Raw genomic sequence first — 23,833 nt, 5'->3', positions numbered from 1 at the left:
GGCAGGCCTCCTATGTCATATAGATGAAGCCCGGGACGAGGCCGAATGGCGCGAATTCCTCTACGGCATCGCGGATGTTGGCGCGGCGGGCGGGGTCGCGGTTGGCGTAGCCCACCCCCATCTCCATGCCATCCTCGGCCCCTTCGAGGATGGCCTCGGGCGTACGCAGGCTGAGAAGTCCGAATTCGGGATCCTGGAAACGGGTCGAAACGAAGATCGGACGCGGCTTGGGATCATCGTTGGCACGCGGCACGCAGCGGTAGCGGCGCGGCAAAACAGAGGTCTCGGCGGCATAGCAGAACCGGACACAGCCAGTCTGCCGGTGTTCGACGGTGATCCTTCCCATCAGGATGCTGTTCTCCGCTTCCAGGCTGCGGCAGCTGGTGCGGCCAAAGACAGTGCTGCCACTGCAGCTCATGTCCATCAGCGGCACGCGCAGGACCATGGGGCCGGCCCCCGCCCCACCGCCACCCGCGGTCTGATCCTCACCGATAATCGACCGGGTGATTTCTATTCCGCCCGTCGCCTGCGGCAGGTCCACCTTGCCGACGATGCAGCGGTCCAAGACCAAGCTCATCCGCGCATTCTCGGTAGTGGCGCGCACCGAATGGTCCAGCGCGGCGCCCGAGGCGCCGATGGTGCAGTTGTAAAGCCTGAGCGCCCCCAGATCGCTCCCGGGACGGGCAGTGAGATTGCCGCCGATCACCAGTCCGTCCATCACCAGCGAGCCGGCCCGGTCGTCACCGGCGTCTGCCGCGTCGATCATCGCTGACGCCAGCACCAGCGGACGGCGGTGCATCGGCGACAACTGGCCCGGGATGCGGCGTCGCACCCCGCCCGGCTCCTCCACCACGGGCCAGGCGGCGGCAACGATCGCGAGCGTCGCGCCCTTCGGCAGCTTGATTGCATGCGTGGCATTCAATGCCTCGGTGTAAGTGGCATTGTCCATCACCGCTATGATCCCGCGCGACCCCTCGATGGACTGGGCATTCCAGCGGTCGACCGCTTCGCGCAGGCTGGCGACTACCGGCCCACCCTGGAGCGGGTTGTCGGTCACATGGCCCGCCACCTTCGTCACGCCGATCTGCCACGGCGGCGCTTCGCCGGGTATGACGAAATCGGGCAGCCATTTCTCGAGGCTGGACCGCCGGTCGTAGGCGCCTCCACCGATATCGAAGGGCTGCCCCGCGGCAAAGCCGGTCTCGACCGCCTTGCCCTCGTCCGCGGCGTGCAGCGAGATCCGGCCGCGTTCGGGGTCGACCATTACCGTGCCGGCCACGGCCGGGCGCCGCCAGGTGCCGTCTTCTGCCTTTTCCAGATTGCAGCAGAAGATCTTCTCAGGCGGCACCTCTGCGCCGTCCAGACGGACCCGGAACGGCGGGCTTTCCTCGAACCAGCGGCCCGGAGTGGCGCCCTCTGCGCGGGCAGTGTTCAGCGCGGCAAAGACCTCGTCGCGGGTCAGCGCCGCGGGCACCATGCGCCGGCTCATCCGCGCGCCCACGCTCAGGTCGGCCGCCGGGCGATTGACCAACGGTATGTCACGACCCAGCGGATCAAAGGTCAAAAGCCCCGGGTCCGGTGCATCGGGGCGCGGCACCGCCCCGCCCAGATATCCTGCGGCCGGGTCTTCCACCGGCCAGATTGGCGCTGCGGCGTGCCGCCAGATGAACAGCCCCAGATGCAGGATGTTGTAGCGCCCGGCATAGGCGCCCGGTTGCCCGGCAGCCGGCGAATGCGCCATCGTCGAGAAAGGCGACCGGCTGGCGCGGCTCCGCGCGGTATCGCGCAGGTCGGCAAAGGCCGGTGTATCCGGCCGGACGTGGTTCATGTGCTGCGAGGTGGCAAGCCGCTGGAAGAACTCGACCGCCACGACCGACCATCCGGACACCTCGCGCGCTACCTGCTCGATTGCCGCCGCGGTGCCCTTGGCCTGCCGGTTGCGCAACACATTAGCGACGTATCCGCGCAGAAGCCCCGCCTGGTCGGAGCCAATCTCGCGCATCGGACGCGCCCCGATTAGAGCGGCGATATAGGGCAGCGCCCAGGGCTCGCAGGTTTCGACGAACCAGTCGTCGTAGAGTTGGTCGATGTCACGCTCCAGGACGCACAGCTCCTGCGCCATGATCTCCATCAGCGTCTGAAGCGGCCGGCCTTCTGCGGCATCGCGGGTGCGGAAATGGCTGGGCAGCCGTTCGAACAGCTTGGCGGGGGCGCGGTTATACATCTGCGGCCTCCATGATCGTCAGATTGACCGCCGACGGCAGCACGGTCAGCAACTGGGCCGGGGCAAAGTCGTGCTGCTGCCCGCGCTGACCCGGCCCGACGGCTGGAAGCGACGGCAGCTCCGAGGACAGCTCCACAGCGATGGAGCCGCCGGCGGACCCGTCGAGCAGCACCTCGAGCGCGTCGAGATCGACCGACACGACACCGGTCGCCCGATGCAGCGCCGCGATGACCTCGGCAGCACTCACCGATTGCGCAAGCTTGCGCGCGTCATAGCCGAAAAGCGTCTCGACCTGCTGGCGCGCCCAGAGCTTGATATCCTCGGCGCGGTAGGCCGGATCGGGATAGATCTTCGCCGTCAGGGCAAAGAAGCGGCGCGCATAGGGCTGGAGGATCAGCGGGCGCGCGGGGTCTCGCGCTTTCGCCATGGCATCCGCGAGGTTGGTCAGCAGGGGATCGCTTGCCGTCAGCTCGGCATCCGCCTCCGGCGCCACCGTGACATGGATCACCTTGTTCTGTCCCGACCACAGCTCGCGCGCCTGTGCCTTGCCGACGCCTGCAAAGCTTCGCGCAAAATCGGCGTAGTCAGTGAGCGAGACGATGCGCCCGAGGGTCTTGACCGTACCCGGCGCGGTTTCGCGCGCGCTTTCCAACGTCTCGGGATCGGCCGAGCCTGTCGCTGGCGACGGGTTCACCACCGCGCGCACGCCGAGCGGTCGCGTCCGGAGTTGACTGATCGCCTCCTCCGGCACTTCACCGGCACGACCGATGCCGCTGCGGTACTCCGCCTTTACGTTCAGCGATCCCGTCGGCAGGCGACGCCCGGTCCGGCCGTCGCCGAACCGTACATGCGCCTTGCCGTCGTCGGACAGGCGAACCTCGTAGACGGGATCCTCCGGCCCGGCCTGGCCCAGCGCGCTCACCTCCTGCCAGAGCGCACTGTCGACGCGGATCTTCAGGGTCGAGGCGCGACCGGCATCGTTGGCTGCAGAGACGTAGGTGAGCGGTGGCTTCTTCAGCGTGAAGGTCTGGAACGTCAGCCGCGCATCGCCATTCCCGAGGTCTTCGGTTACCGCTTCGCCATGGGTGGCCAGCGCGACATTCGCGTTGATGCGCACGGTGGTGCGGTCATAGGGCCAGGCGGTCTCCCCAGTCAGCAACAGCCGGGTGATCCCGTCGATATGCTGGACCTCGTCGATGATGTGGGTCTCGCGGCCGGTGATCCCCTCGGCATCGTTGCGTGCGCCCGAAAGCGACACAGGCCGACCGCGTTCGAGATCGAGGTAGAGCCGGTCCAGCTCGACTGAGGTCGATTTCTGTGGCAGCTCCGGCGACAGCGGCACGCCGGCAAGCGGAAGGTGCGTGCTGACGGCATGGATCTGCGAGCCCCGGAACAGGAAGGAATTGTAGATGGTGGTCGAGTCGGCGCCACCGAGATCCAACGGATCGCCATTGGCGGTGCGGAAGCCCACGCCGGTCGCCTTTCCGGTGATTGCGTAGTCCGCTCGCGATTCTGCCGCCGCATGCACGACCCGCAAACCGAGAGAACCACCTGCGGCGTTTTCGATGATTGCCCAGCCGTTGGGCTGCAATTCCTTCAACTCGCGATCGAGGTAGACGTGGGAAGCGCCTTGGTCGATGTACTTCGCGCCCATCCCGTCCAGCCAGATCGTGTTGGGTGATCCGCCTGCGGTCCCATCCCAGTTGTGGGTGTAGGGGCCCTTGTCATAGGTTCCGTTGGCCTTGGTGCCGTAGTTCACCGTGGCGTAGAGCGGCGCGGTGCTGCCGAAAAACCCGGAGCTCTCGCGCATGACATGAAGTCCGAGCGCCGGCACCTCACCATCGTCTTTCTCCGGCGGCGGCAAGACAAGCAGGCGCACCAGCGTCATGATCTTGGCGCGCTGCCAGGATTGTGATTGCACCAGCGCCGAGAGCCCATCGCCCGACCAGGTCCTGCCGCGGATATGACTTTCAACTGCCTGGGTGCCCAGCGCGATGCGCGTGGAGGGCATGATGCCGATCAGCAGTTTCGCGAGACGGAAGGGCGGCGCGCGACGCACCTTCTCGGGCGCGCTGCCACTGCGCGTCAGCACGACCTTCGTCAGACCGAAAGCGCGGTCCTCTGTGACGGAAACGACCCGCATCGGCATGGCCGTAATCGGCGCGCCATCGATCGCCGCCTGCGCCACCGCCAGCAATCTGGTACCCTTGCGCAGATTGAGCCCGAGCCCCACGAGGCAGACCTCGTTCACCGGCAAGGCGTAGAGCACAGGATCGATCTCTTGGTTGGTCTCGTTATCCTCGATGCGCTTTGCCAGCGCCTGAGGCAGATCGAGCCGTCGGGTCATCGGGTGGTAGTGTTCCAGATCCGCCTCGGCGGCAATTGTGACGAGGTCAGGATCGGCCAGCGTGGCGTCGTCGAAGGAATTGTCCAGATCGAAGAGGTAGAGCGTGCCGTTGGCGGCGTCGCCGTCGCTTTCGAGGTTATTGTAGAGCACCAGGTTCTGAGGGCGCTCGGTTCTGGCGTGAATGTCGTTCCATTCAGCCCGCGCGGTGATTTCCTCGACCGTTTCAAAGATCTGCGGCAGCTTGCCCTTCTCGTGCGGGATCGACATTGCCTGCACACCGACACCGATCTGAACCACGCGGTAGGGATTGTCCGAATCCTCGACCGAGAACGCCAGATGCGCGCTGGAGGCCACGCCGGGCGCAAGTTCATAGCCGATCATCCGCGCCAGTTCGAGCACCGAGCGGCGCTGGGTGGCGGTGCCGATGAACCCTTCGTTGGCGATGCGCTCCGAATAGAAGGACACCACGTCGCAGGCCATGGCCCAGGCATCCAGCAGGCTGATCGTCGGATCGCGAAGGTCGCGCGTGCGCAATGCTTCCATCGGCTGGACCTCGCTATTCGTCTCGGGGTCGGTCACCCCGTGTCGCGGCAGAAGGTGCAGCATCCGCGCCAACGCCTCGGGCTGGGTCGCGATCCGGTAATCCACCTGTGAAAGCCCGGCGCGGTTGGCAGGGCGATGCGGATTGAGATCGGTGCCTCCGCACGGCGAGTTCTTATCATGCGTCGCCATGATCAGCGTCCCCCTTCCACGATGAAGCGGACCCGGCCGTTCTCGGGACGGCTGGGATCGTTGTCGAGCCGGGCGATCTCGGCGCTGGCGATTGGCAGGATCGCTTCGTTAGCGTAGTCCACGCCGGGCTGATCCATCCGGGCAAACCGACCCACCGGCACGTTGTTTTCGTCTGTGGTGCCGATCCAGGATACCCCGTCAACCCGCATCGCGCGGGCGATCATCGGCGACAGCGCCACATCCGCTCCAAACGCCAGAACATCCGGATGAAAGAGCCCGCGCGTCCCATCCGGCAGATCGCGGTCAGAAAAAAGCGCCAGAAGGTCGCGGTTGATGTCTGACGCATAGGCATCGGGCGCGGCGCAGACAAAGAGGATGATGTCGAGCGGCACGAAAACCGGCGAGACGAACTCCAGATCGTGGCCCGCCAGCCGATGATCTTCAATGAAGGCGCGCAACTCGGCCTCGACTGCGACATCCACCTCGCCACCGCCGACGAGGTCGAGCGCCAGCGTGACCGTGTGCCAGCTGCCGGTCCAACGACGACGGCCGAAGGCCCGAGCGACGCTCGGATGGCGGGCGGCAACCTCGGCGTAGTCGGCGGCGGTGACCGCGCGGCGCGATATGCGAAAGGCCTGTGGCGCGGCCACATGCACGGCGGTGCGCGGTTCCGGCACCGCGCCGCCAGTCGCGGGGACAGGGTTGTCCAGCGCGAAGATGCCGCTGCCGTCGCCCGTCACTACATGGGCAATCGCGCCGGCACCGATGTTGCCGCGCAAGCCGCCGCCGTGACGGATGCGCGCGACGAACGTGGCACCGTCGGTGGGGTGGCGGCCCAGCACCCCGTCGCCGAAGCGCACATAGGCGGACCCTTGCGCGGTGCCCGGCTCGACCGTCACATGCGGTGCAAAGCGCTCCGACGCCAGCAGGTCAGGCACTGTCGTCCAGATCTCGCCATCTCCAACGAGGGCGACCTGAGCAACCGGTTCGGCCACCGGTGACAGCGAAGCAACAGCTGAGGCGCTTCGCGCGCCCTCCGGATCAAAAGGCGGCGCCCGCACCACCTCTTCGGCAGCCAGCCGGTAGCATAACACCTGGCCCGGTCCGTCATCCGGCAGGAGGCCGCCCTCGGAGAGAGTCTCCAGGAGGATCTCGTCCTCGGGCGCGGGGTCACCGTGATCGACGGTACGGCCTTCGTCGACGAGCAGAACATTGCCACGCGCCACCGACATCGGTGCGCCATTGAGTGTGCCGATGGGCAGAGCGAACCTCAACGCATCCTCGGCAAACCAGCGCACTTCCGTCAGGGCGATGCCGAAGATCGGGTCGCTTGCCGGCGTGGGGTCTTGCGACAGGCGCACGACCTGACGGTGGGTCGGATCAGGCGGATCCTCGGCGCTGCCGCCAAAGGGAATGCGCTCCTCCAGCACCAGAAGATCGCCGCCCGCCAGGTCGAGGTCACCGGGGCCCCTCGTCAGGAAGGCCGAGGTTGCGCCCTTGGTGAGACAGCAACCCTCGTCGCCCCAATCGTGGAACCCCGCACCGTTGCGGGCAACGCGCAGGGACTTCAGCGGCTCCAACGCCTCGAATACCACCGCCCCTCGGCGGACCATGTCTTCGAACAGCTCGGCGTCCGGCGTCAGCACGTTCGACCACTCCTGCCCCCGGGATTCGGGGCGGGTCAAGAACCGCGTGCCGCGCGCAATTACGTCCGGCGCGCCATCCCGGTCGACATCCGCCGTCACCGCGACGGCCGTCCTGGCATTGCACCCCTCGCCCGGGCGATAGCCAAGCAGCCGCGCGTGGCGCACAAGCGACTGTCGAAAGCGCGTGCGCTCGAAGAACGCCTCAGTGCCTATGGCGTCCTGAAACCAGCTCGCCTTGTCGGCAGCATCGGCCAGCACCTCGACCAGGGTCACGCCCAGGTCCGCCGGGTTGCGCTCAGTCCAGTCGGCCATGGTGGCGGACATGCGATCCAGCATCATCGTGCGGAAGCCAGAGAAATCGCGGGTCAGGTAGTCCGTCGGCGGCCCCTGAGGACGCACGGGAACGGGCATTTCGGGGTCGACGCAATCGAAATCCGAGGGGCATTCAACCTTGAAGGAGAAGCTGACGCTCGCCAACTGGCGATCCATATTGGCGGGCGGTGCGGCGTTTAGCGGCCCTTGTCGCAGCGACAGCACATATGGCGAGAAATCCCCGGCCTGGTCCAACACCAACCGCTGGGTCGACCCGTCCGGCTGCAGCGCCAGCGACACGACCTTGATGCTCTTGATCCGCGTTCCGCCGGTGACGGCGAAGTTGTCCTCGTTCAGGGCCGCGACCCCGTCGGGCTTGAGGAAGGCGACATCAAGCAGCTTCTGCGCCATGCCCGCCGGTGCGTCGCTGTCCAGGACCTCGACGAAGTCGATGCCGTTGATCTCAAGCCCGCCCCCCATGTCGGCGTTGCTGTCCAGAACCCTTTGCCGGCGCAGCGACGTGCCGCAATGACACCTGCACTTCGTCATATCGCGCCCTCCACCACGGCGCGGCGGAGCTCGTCGTCGCCGAGCCGGCTGTAGACCACCGTGACCCGCAACTGGCTGTCCACCGCCTCAACCCGCACGCCGCGCAGCTCGATCACCTCGACCAGCCATTGCTGGAGCGCACCCTGAACCATGTGCTGGACTGCCGCCGCAATCTCGGGCGTGTTCTCCGAAAACACCATTTCGTGCAGCCCGGCCCCGAATTCAGGCCGATTGAGGCGCTCGCCACGACGCGTAAAGAGCACCTGCTCGATCATGTCGCGGATCTGCTGGTCGCGGTCGGCCTCGGCCGTGGTTCCGGCTGCCGAGGTCCGGTAGGGGAACGAAAACCAGGTCATATCGCCAGAACCTTGGTTTGCGGCGAGGACCAGACCACCGGACCGTTGGGGATCTGGCCGGACTTGCACAGGTCGCCGGGGTTGAGTAACAGGACCGGCTTGCCGGCCGACTGCACCTTGCTGGCAGCCTTGGTGAACTCTGCGATCAGACAGGGCTGCGGCTTGGGTTCGGGCGTGGTGAACGGGCAGCCTGCGATCGTGCCTTTGTCGCCGAGAAGAGCTGCGGCCGTGCCATCGATGAGGAGTTTCGCGCCCGTCGCCGCGATCGTGATCGGAATGGAATGCGGGCAGGTGGCGACGGTTCCCTGCGTGACGATCGGCGTGGTCATGGCAGCACCTTCAGATTTCCGTTGTTGATCGTGACCCCATCGGGACCAAGCTTGACCGTCGATCCGGAAAAGCTCAGCTCCATGGCGTCTGCCCCAGCCTTCAGTACGGCCTCGCCCATGGCCGTGGTCACGCTGAGCGTGAGTTCCCCCATGCCCGGCGCGTCGAGCACCTCGAGCTTGAAGTTGTCACCCGCCCAGATCCGCGTCAGCGCCTGCGTCGGCCCCATCGCGGCCGGCGTGTCTCCGGCGTCCCAGAACCCGCCCGACCAGATCGGATAGTCCGGATCGCCGCGTTCGAACTCGACCCAGACATTGGCGCCCGACGGTGGGATGGCAAAGAAACCTATGCCCGGCCCGGCTCCTGGCAGACAGGGCATGGCCCAGGCAAGCGTGCCATCGCCCATAACGTCCGCCACGCTGACCTGCACCCGACCGAGGCCCAGCGGGTCGATGTTGAGTTCAACCTTGCCGCGGTACTTGCCGAAGAATTTTTCGTCCTCGCAGCTCATAACGGCGATACCTCCGGTGCAACCGCGGGCAGGATCGGGTAGAGCCCGTCGCGCTGAAGCGCGAACGTTTGGGTGTAGGAGCCGGGCTTGAGGACGTGTCTGACTTCGGCCACCGTATAGGTTCCGTTGTAGATCATCCCCAGTCCGCGGATGGGGACCGCGTAGTATGGTTTGAGCACCGCGTTGTAGCGCGTATTGTCGATGGTGCCGGTTACCTCCAGCACCCTTTCGGCCGGTTCGTTCACCTCGGCCATCAGGCGCGCAAGCACCTGCGCGGTGTTCAGGCCTGAGGTTTCGATTTCCTTCGTCTTGGTATTGCCGATCTGCGTCAATGCATCCGACAGAGCCGACATCGGCGTATTGGTCGAGGTGGGGATTTCCAGCGGAACCACCTGCCCGGTGGAACGGTCATGCACCTTGGCGCGCGCGGCCGTCAGGGTCTCGCCGTCGTGGTTGATCGTGACGTCGTAGGCATCCGACATCGGTCCCAGGTTGACCGAGATCGGCTTCTGCGGCAGGCCCGGGCGCGGCACCGGGCCGAAATAGAGCTGGCTGATCCCCGGCGCCGGACCGGGATCGATGAACACCTGGTAGCCGTGGCGCTTGGCCATCTTCTTGGCATAGGCAAGGTCCGTACAGGTCTGCTGCGGCGTGCGATCGACCGGAATTGGCGGATCGATCACCGAAGGCGGCATGATCACCGGGATCACGCCATAGGTGGCGTATTTCAGCGCCATGGCATTCATAATGACGGTTTCGTCCTGAGCCGGGTGCTGGGCGCGCTTCTGCTCGCGGTCCATGACGAAGGTCAGGTCGCGGCCCAACATCAGGTATTTGCCTTCATTCGAACCTTCGCCGGGTATGTACTGGGTCTTGGTCACCACACCATCGAAGATCGGCGTCGGCATCACCCCGTTCCAGACGACGACCACCACCCGCGCCCCGCGCTGGAATCGTGGATCATTGACGAACGGCGGACCAAATGCGCCAAGCGGACCCTCTCGCCCAGCCAGCAGCGTGATCTTGAAGCCCGAGTCCTTCTTCATCGCCTGGCGCACCTCGATCTCTTCGATCGCCTCCATCGCCTCGTGCGGCGCAGGCAGCACGACGGCCTCCCTGCCTAGAAGCAGCGTGGCGCGAATGCCGAGGATGTTGCCGAAGGCGCTCACGTGATCCTGCCTCCCCTCGCATCGGGCATAGGAATCGCCAGCGGGGAGCCGGGCACCTCGGTCAGCTGGTCGGGATGCGCGGCGGAATTGGCATTGGCGATCATCCACCAGGCGGTCGCCTGGCCATAGGTCTGCGCGGCAACGATGTCGGCGCGATCGCTGTCGGTGACGCGATGCTGGCGCGCCACGGTGTGCTCTTCGGGGTGGGGCAGGATCGGCGGCACGATGTGGCGCACCTTGCTGCCGTCGGGCCGGGTGAACTCGGTTTCGGTGGCAGTGGCATATCGGCTCGTTGCTGTGATCATCGCGTCCTCTCAGAAATCCAGATTGCCCGCCACATCGGCGATGTTGTTGACGCTCGCGACCGTGGCGAGCGTCTCCTTGACGACCTGATGGGTCAGGAAGGCCCAATAGCCGGGATTGGTCATCGACAGATCGTTGTAGGTCAGCACCTTCATCGAGATCGCGACATCGGCGCGGATCGGGTTCAGCGCCGGGTCGTGTGCGGTCTCGGTGATCGACAGGCTTTCGATCTTGACCGGCACCACCCGCTTCCAGCCGTATATGAAGAGCGTCAGCGGCGCGGCGGGCGGTACCACCTCCATGGTTCCCGCCAGCATCAGCGCCTGGTTGATCGCGACGGCGATGGTCTTGGGGTAGACCATCATCTCGAGCGCCGCGAGGTAACCCGAAATGCCGCCGCCTAGCGGTCCGTTTTCGCCCTCTTCCATTTGGTCGATCAGGTCCATTTTGAGATTCGCGCTTATCGTCTCGGCGGGAGGTCCGGCCAAGCGCAACGGCTCGGCCTTGCCGCCACCAGCCTGGCTATAGTTCGGCGCGATCGACCGGGTGATCTGGTCGGGGTTGTACTGGAAGATCGCCACCGACGAGAGCGGATTGAAGAGGTCGAGCCCGACGAGCGCGCCCTTCTGGACCTGCGGGGAGATGGTGAGACCGGTCATCGCTGGCTCCGATCCGGCACGCCGGCCGTGAAATCACAGAGATGCATTTTTGGGATCCTTCTCATCGGTCAGCACTCAGCTTTGCAATGATCCAATCGTGGCCCGCCGGGTCGATCTCGATTTCCTGACCGTTCTTCGTCAGGACATAGGGGCCGTCCGGCAGGTATTTGATCCAGTCGCCCGATTTGAGACGCCCCACCTCGATGACCTTGATCCGGATCGGCAGTGGCCCGAAGGTCCGCATGTCCGACAGCTGGACGTAGAGGTAGACGCTAAACAGGGTCTTGGCATTGCCCCGCCCTGGCGCGAATCCACCGCTAGGTCCAGGCAGGATGGTGTGATAGGCCGTTACCATATCGGTCGGACCGTCGATCTTCCCACGGCGGATGGACTGGTCCGACTGCCCGCCGGACCCGCCCTGAGCTCCGCTTCCGCCGGTCGATCCGCTCCCCGGCGCTTGCCCTGGCGCCTTGTCCGCCGGTTTGTCCTTCTCCTGGTCGTGGGGCGCCGCATCGGGAGTAGCTTGCTTGCCAGCCGGTGGGCTGGTTCTAGCCGTCGGCGGACTGGTGTTGGCAGGCGGATCCCAGACTTCGGGGGTGCCTGGAGGCGGAGGCGCTTCGGGTTCGAGCAGCTTGCGGAACTCTTCCGGCAGCTTGCTGCGGTCGACCTTGCCGGAGCTGTCGACAACCCCGCCACCCAGACGGCCGTGATCGCGGATTTCCTTCTCGGTCGCGCGGCGCTCGTTCATGCCGGGCGGGAAGTCCGGCGGCGGCTTGGACAGATCGCTGCCGCCGCGTCCGCTGCCCGGATTCTCGATGTCCTCGCATGGAACCTCGGTCGCATCAGGCAGATCTGGCGCATCGCCGATATGATCGCAAAGCAGAGGTTGGACCTCTGGCGGCAGGAGTTCCTTGACGTGCTTACGGATCGTCTCGGCGATCTCCTTCGGCAGGTTCTGGATGATCGCCCGACCGAGGATGAATTCCTTGATCAGGTCCTGCGCGACACAGGAGCCGAGCAGATGTGACAGAAGATACTCACTCGGCGAGACGTCGAAGAGCGAAAGGATGTAGTCGACACCGGCAACAACGCAGGAAATCCCCACTGTCTCGAGCCCGCCGGCGGCGCAGGAGGCGATGCGGGCGACATTGAACACATGCCGCGCAATGCTCAGCAGTGTCTTGGCCGTTTCCCAGGTGTCCATCACTGCTTCATAAATGCTGCCGAAGCGCGTCTTGATCGCCTCGGCCGCCTCCTCGACCTTGGCCTCGATCCTTCCCGCGATTTCCTTGTATTTCTTGATGATCTCGCCTTCGACCGTATCGGTGTACTTGCTGAAGTCCGTGCCGATCATCGACTTCAGCAGCGACTTGAACCCCTCCTCGACGCAATCGACGAGATAGGCGCCGACCTGTGGCAGCATGACCTTGATAATGGCCCCGAAGATCACCCCTCCGACCTTCATGATCGCCTTGCCGATCCTCCCACCGCTGGTTCGCTTTTTCGCACCCTTCAAAAACGCTTCGAACTTGGTTTTCAGCCGCTCGTAGATGTTGATCGCCTTGATGAACGTCGCGCCGAAGGTCTTGCGCATGGCCCCGAGCATCCGTCCCGAGCGTCCTTCCATCAGCTCGGCACGGTTGAACTCGGTTTGCGCCTTGGTCAGTTCGGCCGTGTTCTGCACAGGCCGCGATCCGTCCGGCCCCGTGCCCCCAAGCAGCTTGACGGTGTTCTGGATCGCCGTATCGAAGGCCAGCTTGGCGATATCGGCCTTCCCGCTCCCGGTCTTGATGTTGGTGTAGTCGGCGAAGGTCCTGGTGAAGGTCTTCTGCTTCTCCTTCCAGGTGTTGTATTGTGCCTGGAACGGATCCTCCTTCGGCGGCAGCGGCTTTTTCGGCTTCTTGGGCTGAACGCGGGCATCTGCATGGCGCAGTGGCATCACCTTCTTGCCCGTCGGCGAAGAGATCATCTGGTCATACAGCGTCTGGCTCGCATTTGTCAGCTTGTCGCGCCGGTTGGACCGCGCTGTACTGTCGTCCTGCTCCTTGATCTCATCCGGCCAGAACACGTACTCCCAAAGGAACTTGGACCCGCTCTTCTGCCGGTAATAGGACTTCCCGGTATAGGTAAAACCGGTGACGTTTTCGTACTTGTCGTTTCCCAGGATCGTCTTGCTGTACTTGCTGAGGCGCAGCTTCAATGCGGTTTCCAGAGGGATGAAATCGCCGGTGCTGGCCGAGCTGGTCATCTTTGCTGCGGTGAATTTGGTCTTGGCCAGCGAGTTGCTCCGCGACGACCCGGTCCAGGAACCGGCAGCGGTGCCGTTCTTCACGGCCTCGCTCTGTTCCACCACCTTGTTGTAGTGTCGGGCGGCCGCATTGAACCCGGTAGCGTAATCGCCGACCTGCTTTTCCGCGCCGCTCGTGCGATCCCTGTCACCGGCGAATTTCACGTCGCCAATCTCGTAGCCGGCCGGCGCATCAATGGCGGACCGGATGAAGTCGGTGGTGGCCCAGCGCGGACTCGATTCGCTGCTGTATTTTTCATAACCTGCGCCTGGCCTCAGGGCGGTTCCGCCGATGTGGAGTTGTTTTTTTGCGTGATAACCTAGGCTCTTAGGTACGATGTTCTTGCCGCCGTCCGACACGACATACCACGGCAGCGCGGTCTGGGCGCCGGCTCCAGCACCTGAAACGGTGCCTGTACCGGTGTAAGGCGCGAACCGAAGGCCCCAGAGCTTGTTGGGATCCGAGAGAACGAGGTCCGCATAGCCGAAGCCGTCTTCCACAGCGCCCTTGTCGCGCTGCGCGTTTGGCACCGCGACCTCGCCCATGAGTTTGGCATTCTTCTTGACTGCGTCGGCAACGACAAGGTCGTGGGTGCTGGTGGCCTTGTTGGGATCTTCTCCGAAATAGAGCGTTTCGCTGATGATTTCGGAGGGTACCCGGCGCACCTTGGGCTTCACCTCGCCCGGCTGGGTCTGTTGCAGCACGTGCGCCAACTCGTGCGCCATGGTGAAGGACGGCGTCTCCGTTTCGTCACGCCCCAGCCAGACGTGATTGCGGAAGGTAAACGCGCGGGAAGAGATGCTGTCGTTCAGCGCATCCGAAGCGCCGCCCTGATGGACGCGCACGGCCGAGAGGTCACGACCCATGCGGCTTTCAAAGAAGTCGCGGGTTTGCGGCGAGAGGGCGCTGCCACCGGACTCAAGCTGACTGGCCGAGGCCGCAATGTGCTCGGTGCCCACATCGCCTCCGGGCCGCATCCGCGGCATCTCGGCCAAATCGTGTAAGGTCTCACGCTCAAGCAGGGGCGCGGGCGCGCGCTGGACCGTCGCGCCCGCCCGGCGCGGCATGACCGGCATCTCCTCGTCGGCGGCGCTGCAGGCGGCGCATTTGCGTTGAACTGCCGATCTGCGCGCCATCACCTCCGTCTCGTCGCCTCCGCAGGCCGAGCATTTCCGCCTGATGCGGCGGGTCATGACGTCCGGCGTCTCTGCGGCGATCTCGGCCCGTTGAACGGCTTGCGGCCCGCGCATTGCCATCACGCGTCCGGCGATGTCGTCCGCCTCGCGCTCGAACGGGTCATCCACCGGTCCAACCTCAAGCTTCGGCATGACCGGCATCTTGTGCTCGTCATCCTCCCTGCTGCATTCGGCGCAGACGCGCCGAACCACCGGAACGGAAGACAGCGAGGAGAGAAGTCGACGGGGCGCTTCCTCCTTGTCCGGCGACGGCTCGACCTTGCGTTGCGTCGGTGTCGCGACGGCAAAGGCGGGCGGCTTGGCGGCCTGGGCGACGCTCACGGACATGGCAGCACTCCGGCAGCGAACCTGATGCCGCGGGTGATCACGGGCGCGGATCGCCCTATGTCGCCCCGGCCTACCATTCGAAACCGATCCCGGTCAGGACCTGGTGCGCCCTTTGGCGTTCCGGTCGGCCGGCCGTGGCCGCATCCTCCTCGCCCAAAGGCGCCAGGAAATTGTAGAGGGCCTCCATCTGTACTGGTCCGAAGTCATAACCGAGCCCGCCGCCGGTCTGGAGGCCGAACCCGGCCGGAAGATCGCCGCGCGAGGATTCGTAGTAACCGCCACCGAAGATCCGTCCGTAAAGGGACCGGTAGACGCGGAATTCTGCGCCGCCACGCAGCCCGGCGCGGATAAAGGCGTCGCGGTCGTCAACCGGCACATCCACATGAACGCCGGCCGTCAGGGCACCGCCAGCCCAGTCCAGCAGTGCATTGTATTGTAGCGAGGCGACGAAACTCGGCCTGTCGCCCGCCACCTCGGCACCGACCAAACCCGTGCCCTGACTGGTGAAATGGAATCCCTGATAGGCGAGCGCGCCGCCGAGCCCGGTCCAGAACCCGACCCTGGTCGCCGGATCGGTATATTCAACCTTGAGCGTGACCGGCCTTCTGTAACCGCTGAGGAAGGCAGCCAGGTCATCGAAGCTCGTCTGGATGTCGATGCAGCCCGAGCTGCCGCGTAACAGCCCGCCATGCAAGAAGAACGCGCTTCGTCCTTTGGCGTTGCCGCATGGTCCCTGCCTGACCGCGACGGGGTTGAGGTGCACCCGCCCTGCCCCCCAGTCGCCGGAATGAATGCTCTGCCCCTGGACCGTGACGTTCATGGCGCCGACGATGCCACTAAACAGAAGGTCCAATTGCTCCCCGGTTGAAAACTCGGTGATGCCCGGCGGCGACAAGGTATAGACGCCCTCGGGAATCGGCCCCTTGTCCTTGATGCCGGTGAAACGCCTATCATTCAGATAGGTGTCAACATCGGCATCTGCGCCGCAGGCTTTTGCATCCTCCTCGGTGATCTTGATCGGCCGACCGGAATCGCCGTCGTAGCGCATGATTTCCTCGCCATCGCCGTAAACGATCAGTTCCTCGCCGTCGAAGACCATTGTGACTTTCTTGAAGTCGGTCGCCTTCCGCTCGCCATCGGGAGCGCATCGGATGGTTTGTTCGCCGGCGGTCTGCTGCAGGGTATGCGTCAACTCGTGCGCCATCAGGCGACGGCCCTCAGCGGTTCCGGGGTTGTACTCGCCCTTGGCGAACGCAATGTCGTTTCCGAGGGTATACGCGCGCGCGCCGATGGCGGCCGCGGCCTGATCGACCTGCGGTCCCTCATGGACGCGCACATGGGACAGGTCCTGCCGGAAACGTGGTGCGAAGAAGCTGGCTTCGGCGGCGCTTAGCGCACGCCCGCCCGAAGAGACCGCCGTGGCCGCCGTGGCAGCGCCGGATGCGCCGGCCCCAGTCCTGCGCCCAGCCCCACCGCCTTCCCGCTGCACCGAAGCGGCGGTCAGTGGCGTGACGGCCCCTGCGGAGCCACCCATTGCGACCGTGCCTGCGACCCGGTCGGCCTCGCGCTCATAGGCGTCATCTGCCGGACCGACCACGGGCTTGCGCTGAAGCACCCCGGGCACCGCGCCGAGCGATCCGGGCAGCCGCATCTTGGATTCGGACCCAGTCGAGCCACCGCGGTTGCGTGCGGCGCGGGACATCGAGCGTCGGGCACGGAGAGCAGCGTGCAGGGACATCAGCCACCTCCTTTCGGGCGGGTGAGCGCTCCGGCGATCTTGTGGCCGGCCAGGCGCCCGAGCGCGGCAGGCCCGTGCCCCGCATGTTGCGGCACGGTCAAACGCAGGTGATCGGTACCACCCTGCCCGGCCAACGCGCCGGCATTGGCGCCAAGCTGCGCGACAAGGGCCGTCCTCAGTCCTTCGGCCAATGCGGCCGCGTCGCCTGCGCATACGCCATGAACGCGAAGCCGGTCGATGTTGAGAATGATCCGTGGCCCGGCAGTCATTGCAGCCACCCCGCGCGCTCGGCATCGGTCATCGACCGGCCGACCTTGTCGTATTCGAGCTGTGCCGCCTGCAGGATCTCAGCCATCGACAGTGCACAACCTCGGTCCGCCGCCAGGAAGGCCGCGCCGAGCGCGATGTTGCGAATCGATCCGCCGGCCAGGTTGAGCTGCGCCAGCTTGTCGTAATCCAGTTGCTCCCGAGGCTGGGCGTCGGGAAAGATCCGCGTCCAGATCGCACGGCGCTCGGCCAGGTTGGGAAAGCGGAAATCGACGATGAAGCGCAAGCGGCGCAGGAAGGCCTCGTCGATGTTGTCGCGCATGTTGGTGGTCAGGATGCAGAGCCCGCGATAGGCCTCGAGCCGCTGCAGCAGGTAGCTCACCTCGATATTGGCGTGACGGTCGTGGCTGTCCTTGACCTCGGACCGCCGACCGAACAGCGCATCAGCCTCGTCGAATTGCAGGATCACCCCGCCGTCCTCGGCCGCATCGAAGACGCGGCGCAGGTTCTTCTCGGTCTCGCCGACCCATTTCGACACCATCGCCGAAAGGTCGACGCGGTAGACATCGAGGTTGAGAGCATTGCCAATGACCTCACCCGCCATCGACTTGCCCGCGCCCGACGGGCCCGAAAACAGCGCCGAGACCCCGAGACCCTTGTTCTGGAGGCGCACGCCGAAGCCCCAGTCTTCATAGACCTGTGTGCGGTTGCGCACCTGGGCGATGATGCTTTCGAGCACATCCTTCTGTCGCCGCGGCAGGATCAGATCGTCCCACTCGGCGGACGAGGCCACACGATGGGCGAGGTCGTCCATTCGCGGCCGCGCGGCGCGGCGGCAGGCCTCCCAGGCACGAGCCGCCAGATGTTTCGGATCGCGATTGCTCTCCAGCGACATTTCGGCGGCGACGGCGCGCGCAGCTTCCGGAGCCACGCAAAAGGTGCCGGCAAGGCGCGGCAGGGCCGGGACGAGATCGGCGTCGTCATCTCCCAGAACGCTGTACCACACGTCAAGCTGCTCGGACGCCTTCAGGCGCGGCATCTCCAGGCGGAGCGCCAATCTGTGACCGACCCGCATCGGCTCGACCGACGCGATGGCCAGCGGCCCGCCATAGGTTTCGGCAAAAAGCTGAGCGGTCCGTGTCTCGCCCATGTCGTCGTGCACCAGCACCAGCCGCGCGGCACAAAGCGTCATATCCCGCGTCAGTCCGGCAGCGAAGTCCACCAATTCGGTGGGCATCTGTGGCAGAAGCTGGGAGTTCAGCGCATAGGTGATGGCGTTGATCCCGGCCGCGGCTTCGGCAAAGGCGCAAAGCTTGCCCTCGGGGTCACCTCCGGTCAGGTGCAACACCGGTGTGTCCAGCAGGGACAGACGGCAGCCGATCTCGCGGGCCAGCGTGGCGCGGTTGGGTGCCAAGGACAGGGGCCGGGGGATGCGGCGCAGCACGGCGGACGCCGCCGCCTCCAGCGACGGTGCACCGAGAAGGCGCAGCAGCACGGTGTCGGCAAGGCGCAGGCGCGCATCGACAAGCGAGCCATTGCCCTCGATCCGGACCAGTCCCGACCGGCGCAGTGGCGCTTCGGCCGACAGCCCCTGCCAATGCGCGCCCGGCAGACGCGTCAACGCCAGCGACAGTGTTGGAGCGGAGATCATAGGATCGTCAAGCAGTCGCGCGACGACCTCACGTCCGTCTGGCTCCAGGGTGACGTAGGCGCACAAGAGCAGGATATTGCGTCCGAACTCATCCAGCCGGAAGGTCTCGGCCAGCTCACAGGCAGCGGTGCGCGGCGGCTGCGTCTCGGCGACCGGGCCGTGTTCGAGCCAGGCCCGGACGACCGGGAAGGCGTCGGCCACGGACGCCATATGTTCGGCGCGGCTCACAGCGAAAGCTCCGGGCCGATGATCTGGCCATAGGTCGGGCTGCCCGCGGTGCTGTCGAGCGCAACCGGGCTTAAAAGCCCCTCGACGTCAGCCCGAACCAGATAGTCAGCACGCCGCAGGTTGGTGAAGGAGAACGTGAGCGAGGCAGCATCTGGCCCGCCCTCCGCCGGGTCGCGGCCGGGCAGAATGACCTGTGCCGGCGATGCCGGGTTGCGGGCATCGAGAAGCAACCGGACCGCCTGATCCGACCGGATCGACGGCGTAAACCCTATATCGACCGTACCGGTCGCCGTGGATCCACCGGGCGGCGCGGTGATCGCGCCGACGACAATGGCCGGGCTGATGGCGAAAGCCAGGGCGTTGGAACGTGCGCGCAGATGATCCGGCTGATCGGGGCTGAACTTTGGCGCGACCGCCTGAAGTCTGTGGACGCCAACGGCAAGCTCCGCTCCTGCGAACGTGGCCGCATTCAGCGGCACCGTCAGCGCCGTCTCCGATTGCTTCACCCCGCCCATAACAAGGCCGTCACCGTCCACTTCCAGCTCGAGCCCCGGCTCGGCCAGGCCCCTGCCCGCGACATGGAGAGCACCGCCCCAGACCGGCGGGATGATACTGCCAGGCGCGCTGCCCGCCGTATCGAGCCGAAGCGTTGAAATCGGCGAGACCCAGAGCCCTGGATGCGCGACCGGCGTCGGAACCGGTGGCATGTCGGAGGTCTCGATCACCACATGGCTGACCTCGTAGGAGAGCGACAGCGCATAGGGGACCTGATAGAAGATCGACCAGATCTTCGAGAAATCATCGATCGTCATCAGCTGGCGCGTCACCCGCAGCCGCGCCAACGCCGCTTCCAGATCGCTATCTTCCAGCTCGTCGTTGTCGTCGATGGCGTTGCGGATCGTGGTCTTGCTGAGCAGAGGCTCATGCTCCAGCGCCAGCATCACCTCGCCGAGCATCAGATCCGGCTCGAACGCATCGTGATTGCCGTAGAAGCTCATGACATAATGCAGATTCAGCGCCAGCTTGCTGGGGCCGCGCATCCGGCCGGCGGCGCCGCGCGTCGGTAGATGGTCGTTGGCATGCGCAGCATTGGGCTCGACCCGGTAGAGATGAAGATTGACCAGCGGCGCGGCGTCTTCGGCAAGCTTGGCCGTAGGCGCGCCCAATCGCACCTTGGCACTTGGCACCGCGGCATTGGCCGCCGACAGGATACGCCGGAGAAAGGCTGCACTGACGGCGGATATGGCCAGTGGATTGCTCATCGCCCACCTCTCCCGTCGAGAAAGTCATCCAGGCTGATTCCCCGGCCGTGGGTCGATGCCGGGGCCGGGTGCGTGGTCCGCGGCGGATCCACCACCACTTCGATCGTACCGATGCGGATCTCGACCTGGGGCGGTTGTCGTGGCTGTGCAGCTCGGGAGGCGTTCTCGCCTCGCGGGATCTGCCCTGCCTTCCTCGACGCGTTATCCTCGCGCGGAAGCAGCGGCGCGGGGGCTTCCGGCACCGCAACCACCGCAACAATTGACGATCGCGATGCCGGGTGAGCATCGGGAGCCACACGGGACGCAGCCGGTTCGGGGTCCGCCCGAGCCCGTTCGCCGGGTATGTCTGGAAGGGCGTCTCCAATGGTGACGGGAGGAATCACCGCCGCCGGAGCGGATCGCACAATGGGCGGCGAAACGGCGGCGTGCGAGACTGGGGATGCCTCGGCGGTCAAGACGGTTTGCGGCGATATCGCCACCGGCGGCGTGACCACCCGTGTCCTGGCAGGGGCGGCCGGGGCAACCGTTGCGGTGCGAGACGCAGGCACCATCCGGCGCGCCGGTGTTGCCGGCGCCGGCGTGGCCGGGGTGATGGGCGGCGCTGCGGAATGCGCCGAACTGGGAACCGTTTCTGCGGCGGACATGGTCGGACCCGGAACCGGAGCGGACACCCGCGCAGGAGGCACGGCCCCATCGGTGCGCGAGGTGCCGGCCGGGACCTCGGTGAAGATCGAAGACACCAGCCTATCGCTCTCGAAGGGATCGGACCTGTCACCCAGCGTCTCGAAGGGGGCCGGCCGGCGCGGCGCCAGGCGGGGCAGCGTGCCACGGGCGCGCGCGGCAAGGTTTGTCAGGAACGCGCTCATGCCAGTGCCTCTGCCACATAGAAGGCCCGCCTATGCTCCGGCAGGGCGAGGATTTCGGCCTCCGACCAATGAAAGACCCGTGCGATGTCCACGACGTCGCGCAGGATCTGCCGCGAGATCTGCCGCAGCTCGTGAGCAACGAAATGCACTGAATCGAACGCCACGGATTGCCTTGCGCCGCACTCCGGGCAGACGGTCTCCAGCCACACATCCGCACCGGGATCGATGGCTTCCAGTGCCTGGGCAAGCGCATCGAGCGGCAGATCCACCGCAGCGTCTTGAACCTGTGCCGCCAACATCCGCACGGCGGTTTCAGGCTGGGCTATGTTCTCGATCTCAAGAATGTCGCCGAGAGTGACCGGGCGCACGACTGCCTCATGGGCACCGATCGTCACCTTGCGAAAACCCGGCTCGGGCCACACCGCCTCGCCCGCCAGCCCGAACTTGGCGGGCTCGAGCGTGAGCTCGTAGATCTCGCCACATGCCTCGCAAAGCGGTTCGGCCCTCAGCGGGCCGGACCTCAGCCGCGCCCGGATCGCCAGGACCAACCGGTCGCGCGCGCCCATCGGCAGGGCCAAGAGGGTCTCGCGCGTGGCCTGCGGATAGGCGCCCTGCAGCAGCGCGACCGACCATTGAGCCGGCGACAGCACGCTCGCGCGGTCGGCGAGGTCGATCACCGCGCACGCGTCCAGCCGTGAGGGGGCTCCGAGGGTCATGGTCAGGCCGGAAGTTCAAAGCTGGGCTCTTCGGGTTCGGTCACATCTTCGTCCCGCTCCCATCCTTCGTTCTCCAGCTTCAGCGTCTGGATCGCAATGGCGCTGGCCGAGGCATCCATGTCGGAGAAGGCGGAAAACTCGGAGGGCCAGCATCGGTAGAGCTTGTAGGCCAGAACGATCTGGCCGGCCTCGTTGTAGATTTCGAGTATCAGGTCCTTGCGGAAATCCTTGAGCGACACCTCCGCCCCGAGACCTGCCCCATAATTCCACACCTTGTTGGCCCACTGCTCGAACTGCTTGGAATGGGTCACCCCACGCTCCAGCGTGATTGCCTCGTATTCGGTCTGGCCGGGCGACTTGCGGCTGGTCGAGGGATCACCGCCTTCGCGGTGCTTGACCACCTCAGTCGAGCGCTTGAGCCCGGAACACTTGCTGACGCCTGCAATGTAGTCTCCATCCGGCAAACGCAAACGGAACTTGTACGTCTTGTAGGGGTCGAAACGTTCGGCATTCGTGGTGAACTGTGGCATCTTTCTCCGCCCTCCCTTTAGGACGCGCTGCGGATCTGCTGGATCGAAATGATGACGAATTCGGCCGGCTGCAGCGGTGCAAAGCCGACGACGATGTTGACGATGCCGCGATTGATGTCGTCCTGCGTGGTCGTCGAGGCGTCACACTTTACGAAATAGGCCTCCTTGGGGCTTGCCCCCTGGAAGGCGCCCTGCCGGAAAAGCCGCTGCATGAACGAGCCCACCGATAGACGGATCTGCGCCCAGAGCGGCTCGTCATTACCCTCGAACACAACCCATTGCGTGCCACGGAACAGGCTTTCTTCGATGAAGAGCGCAAGGCGCCGGACGGACACGTATTTGTAGTCGTCCGACAGCACGTCCGAGCCTGCCAGCGTGCGTGCGCCCCAGACAACGCGGCCGATGTTTTGAAACGACCGCAGGCAATTGACGCCGATCGGGTTGAGAAGGCCATTCTCCTGGTCGGTCAGCTTCACGGTCAGTCCCTGGGTGTTGGACAGCGTCGCGGCCAGACCGGCAGGCGCCTTGAAGACTCCACGATTGACGTCGGTGCGCGAGATCACGCCCGCCACTGCGCCGCAGGGCGCGAAAGCATCGATCTGACCGCCGCGCAGCGGATCGCGTTTGAGAAGCCGCGGAAAATAGAGCGCGGCGTTGCGGGCATTGGTAAGCGGAAGCACCTGGTCCGTGGCGTCGAGCTGGGCATTCCTTGCCGTCGTCGCGGCCGTGTCTGGATTGGCGTCCCATTCGTTCGGCGGATCGACAATGTAAAGCGCGCGCCTCTCGGCGCAAAGCGCCGCCGCGGTTTCCCTGACGGCCTTGGGCAAGGTGGCCTCACGGGTATCCGGAGGAATGCAGAGCAGGTTGAAGATGTCCGCCTTGCGCAGCCCCTGCATGCCCGTCTTCAGCGCCGGGTCACCTTGATAGGTCGCGTCGGCCAGGGTCGTTCCGTCGTCGCCACCGGAAGCAGTGCCGGTGGCCGCATCCGCGGGCCGGCTGTTGGAAAAGGTCGGCGCAGGTGGCGCTTCGACGAGGTTACTCTGGGCAGCGAGGATCCGGTCGAACCGGCGCTGGCCCGCGTCGCTTCTCATCGACAGGGTGCGCAATACTTCCCGCGTATCCGTAGCCGTGTCCACGATTTCCAGATCGAAGATATCGTTCACGGTCAGTCCGTATTTTGCGGCAGCAGCAGCTGCACCCTCGGGATCGGCGACGTCGGGGTGCGAAATTCTCGCCGTCAGCGAGTTGCCCCAGCTACCCGGGCTCTTGGCTCGCAGGATCAGGGTGCCTACCGTCAGCCCCGAATAGCCGTCGCCACCGTTCTGTTCGAACAGCCGTAAGATCAGGCATTGCCCGCCGCCGTTGGCGAAGAAATCGTCCACGGCGTAGGAGACATTGCTGTCGGTCCATAGCCCACCGAAACGGCGATTGAACTCGCCCATGTTGAAACAGGGCGTCGGCTCGCCGACGCCTCCCTTCTTCGTTCGTCCCACGAAGGCGGTAGTCGAGGTCGGCACGCCGGCGACGGTTCGCACGCCAGAGTCGAGCTCTTGAATGTAGACGCCGGGATATGTTGGAGAGATGGGCATGCGCGGCTCCTGTTCCCAAACGGATCGTGAATGCAAGAAG

17 protein-coding genes are annotated in these 23,833 nt (G+C 65.4%); all 17 read right to left on the bottom strand.

Annotated elements, in window-relative coordinates; all coding sequences use genetic code 11:
- Positions 1-10: 10 nt before the first annotated feature.
- Entirely contained in the window at positions 11-2,224 is a 2,214-nt protein-coding gene (locus H4I97_RS20455) for a hypothetical protein (RefSeq protein WP_182308810.1), read from the bottom strand.
- Positions 2,217-5,303, bottom strand: coding sequence for a putative baseplate assembly protein (locus H4I97_RS20450; RefSeq protein WP_182308808.1), 3,087 nt, complete (start codon positions 5,301-5,303; stop codon positions 2,217-2,219). The genes H4I97_RS20455 and H4I97_RS20450 overlap by 8 nt, the downstream gene beginning before the upstream one ends.
- Positions 5,304-5,305: 2 nt before the next feature.
- The gene (locus tag H4I97_RS20445) at positions 5,306-7,810 is read right to left on the bottom strand and encodes a baseplate J/gp47 family protein (protein ID WP_182308806.1); all 2,505 of its coding nucleotides are present in this window, start codon (positions 7,808-7,810) and stop codon (positions 5,306-5,308) included.
- The gene (locus H4I97_RS20440; protein WP_129334614.1) at positions 7,807-8,166 is read right to left on the bottom strand and encodes a GPW/gp25 family protein; all 360 of its coding nucleotides are present in this window, start codon (positions 8,164-8,166) and stop codon (positions 7,807-7,809) included. The genes H4I97_RS20445 and H4I97_RS20440 overlap by 4 nt, the downstream gene beginning before the upstream one ends.
- Positions 8,163-8,495: a hypothetical protein gene (locus H4I97_RS20435; protein WP_148160686.1), complete on the bottom strand. Its 333-nt coding sequence runs from the start codon at positions 8,493-8,495 to the stop codon at positions 8,163-8,165. The genes H4I97_RS20440 and H4I97_RS20435 overlap by 4 nt, the downstream gene beginning before the upstream one ends.
- Positions 8,492-9,004 (bottom strand): phage baseplate assembly protein V, encoded by a 513-nt coding sequence (locus tag H4I97_RS20430; protein WP_182308804.1) that lies wholly within the window; start codon positions 9,002-9,004, stop codon positions 8,492-8,494. Before H4I97_RS20430 ends, H4I97_RS20435 begins: the two co-directional genes overlap by 4 nt.
- Positions 9,001-10,173: a hypothetical protein gene (locus tag H4I97_RS20425; RefSeq protein ID WP_182308801.1), complete on the bottom strand. Its 1,173-nt coding sequence runs from the start codon at positions 10,171-10,173 to the stop codon at positions 9,001-9,003. The genes H4I97_RS20430 and H4I97_RS20425 overlap by 4 nt, the downstream gene beginning before the upstream one ends.
- Positions 10,170-10,478 (bottom strand): hypothetical protein, encoded by a 309-nt coding sequence (locus tag H4I97_RS20420; protein WP_148155194.1) that lies wholly within the window; start codon positions 10,476-10,478, stop codon positions 10,170-10,172. The genes H4I97_RS20425 and H4I97_RS20420 overlap by 4 nt, the downstream gene beginning before the upstream one ends.
- Positions 10,479-10,487: 9 nt before the next feature.
- A complete protein-coding gene (locus H4I97_RS20415; RefSeq protein ID WP_129334619.1) occupies positions 10,488-11,135 on the bottom strand; it encodes a hypothetical protein in 648 nt (215 codons plus the stop codon).
- Positions 11,136-11,196: 61 nt separating this feature from the next.
- Positions 11,197-14,946, bottom strand: coding sequence for an eCIS core domain-containing protein (locus H4I97_RS20410; RefSeq protein WP_182308799.1), 3,750 nt, complete (start codon positions 14,944-14,946; stop codon positions 11,197-11,199).
- A gap of 70 nt (positions 14,947-15,016) precedes the next feature.
- Positions 15,017-16,561, bottom strand: a complete 1,545-nt coding sequence (locus tag H4I97_RS20405; RefSeq protein ID WP_244658888.1) for an eCIS core domain-containing protein — start codon at positions 16,559-16,561, stop codon at positions 15,017-15,019.
- Positions 16,562-16,683: 122 nt separating this feature from the next.
- Positions 16,684-16,953 carry a hypothetical protein gene (locus tag H4I97_RS20400; protein ID WP_182308797.1) on the bottom strand — a complete coding sequence of 90 codons (270 nt, stop codon included), beginning with the start codon at positions 16,951-16,953 and terminating at the stop codon, positions 16,684-16,686.
- A complete protein-coding gene (locus H4I97_RS20395) occupies positions 16,950-18,830 on the bottom strand; it encodes an ATP-binding protein (protein WP_182308794.1) in 1,881 nt (626 codons plus the stop codon). Before H4I97_RS20395 ends, H4I97_RS20400 begins: the two co-directional genes overlap by 4 nt.
- Positions 18,827-20,092 (bottom strand): Pvc16 family protein, encoded by a 1,266-nt coding sequence (locus H4I97_RS20390; protein ID WP_182308792.1) that lies wholly within the window; start codon positions 20,090-20,092, stop codon positions 18,827-18,829. Before H4I97_RS20390 ends, H4I97_RS20395 begins: the two co-directional genes overlap by 4 nt.
- Before the next feature lie 862 nt (positions 20,093-20,954).
- Positions 20,955-21,635, bottom strand: coding sequence for a hypothetical protein (locus tag H4I97_RS20385; RefSeq protein WP_182308790.1), 681 nt, complete (start codon positions 21,633-21,635; stop codon positions 20,955-20,957).
- Positions 21,636-21,676: 41 nt separating this feature from the next.
- A complete protein-coding gene (locus H4I97_RS20380) occupies positions 21,677-22,204 on the bottom strand; it encodes a phage tail protein (protein ID WP_148155187.1) in 528 nt (175 codons plus the stop codon).
- Positions 22,205-22,221: 17 nt separating this feature from the next.
- On the bottom strand, positions 22,222-23,793 hold the full coding sequence (locus H4I97_RS20375) for a phage tail sheath family protein (protein WP_182308788.1): 1,572 nt from the start codon (positions 23,791-23,793) through the stop codon (positions 22,222-22,224).
- Positions 23,794-23,833: the final 40 nt, after the last annotated feature.

Source organism: Ciceribacter thiooxidans (assembly GCF_014126615.1).
GTDB classification, from domain to species: Bacteria; Pseudomonadota; Alphaproteobacteria; order Rhizobiales; family Rhizobiaceae; genus Allorhizobium; species Allorhizobium thiooxidans.
This window is presented reverse-complemented; position numbering and strand designations above follow the sequence as displayed.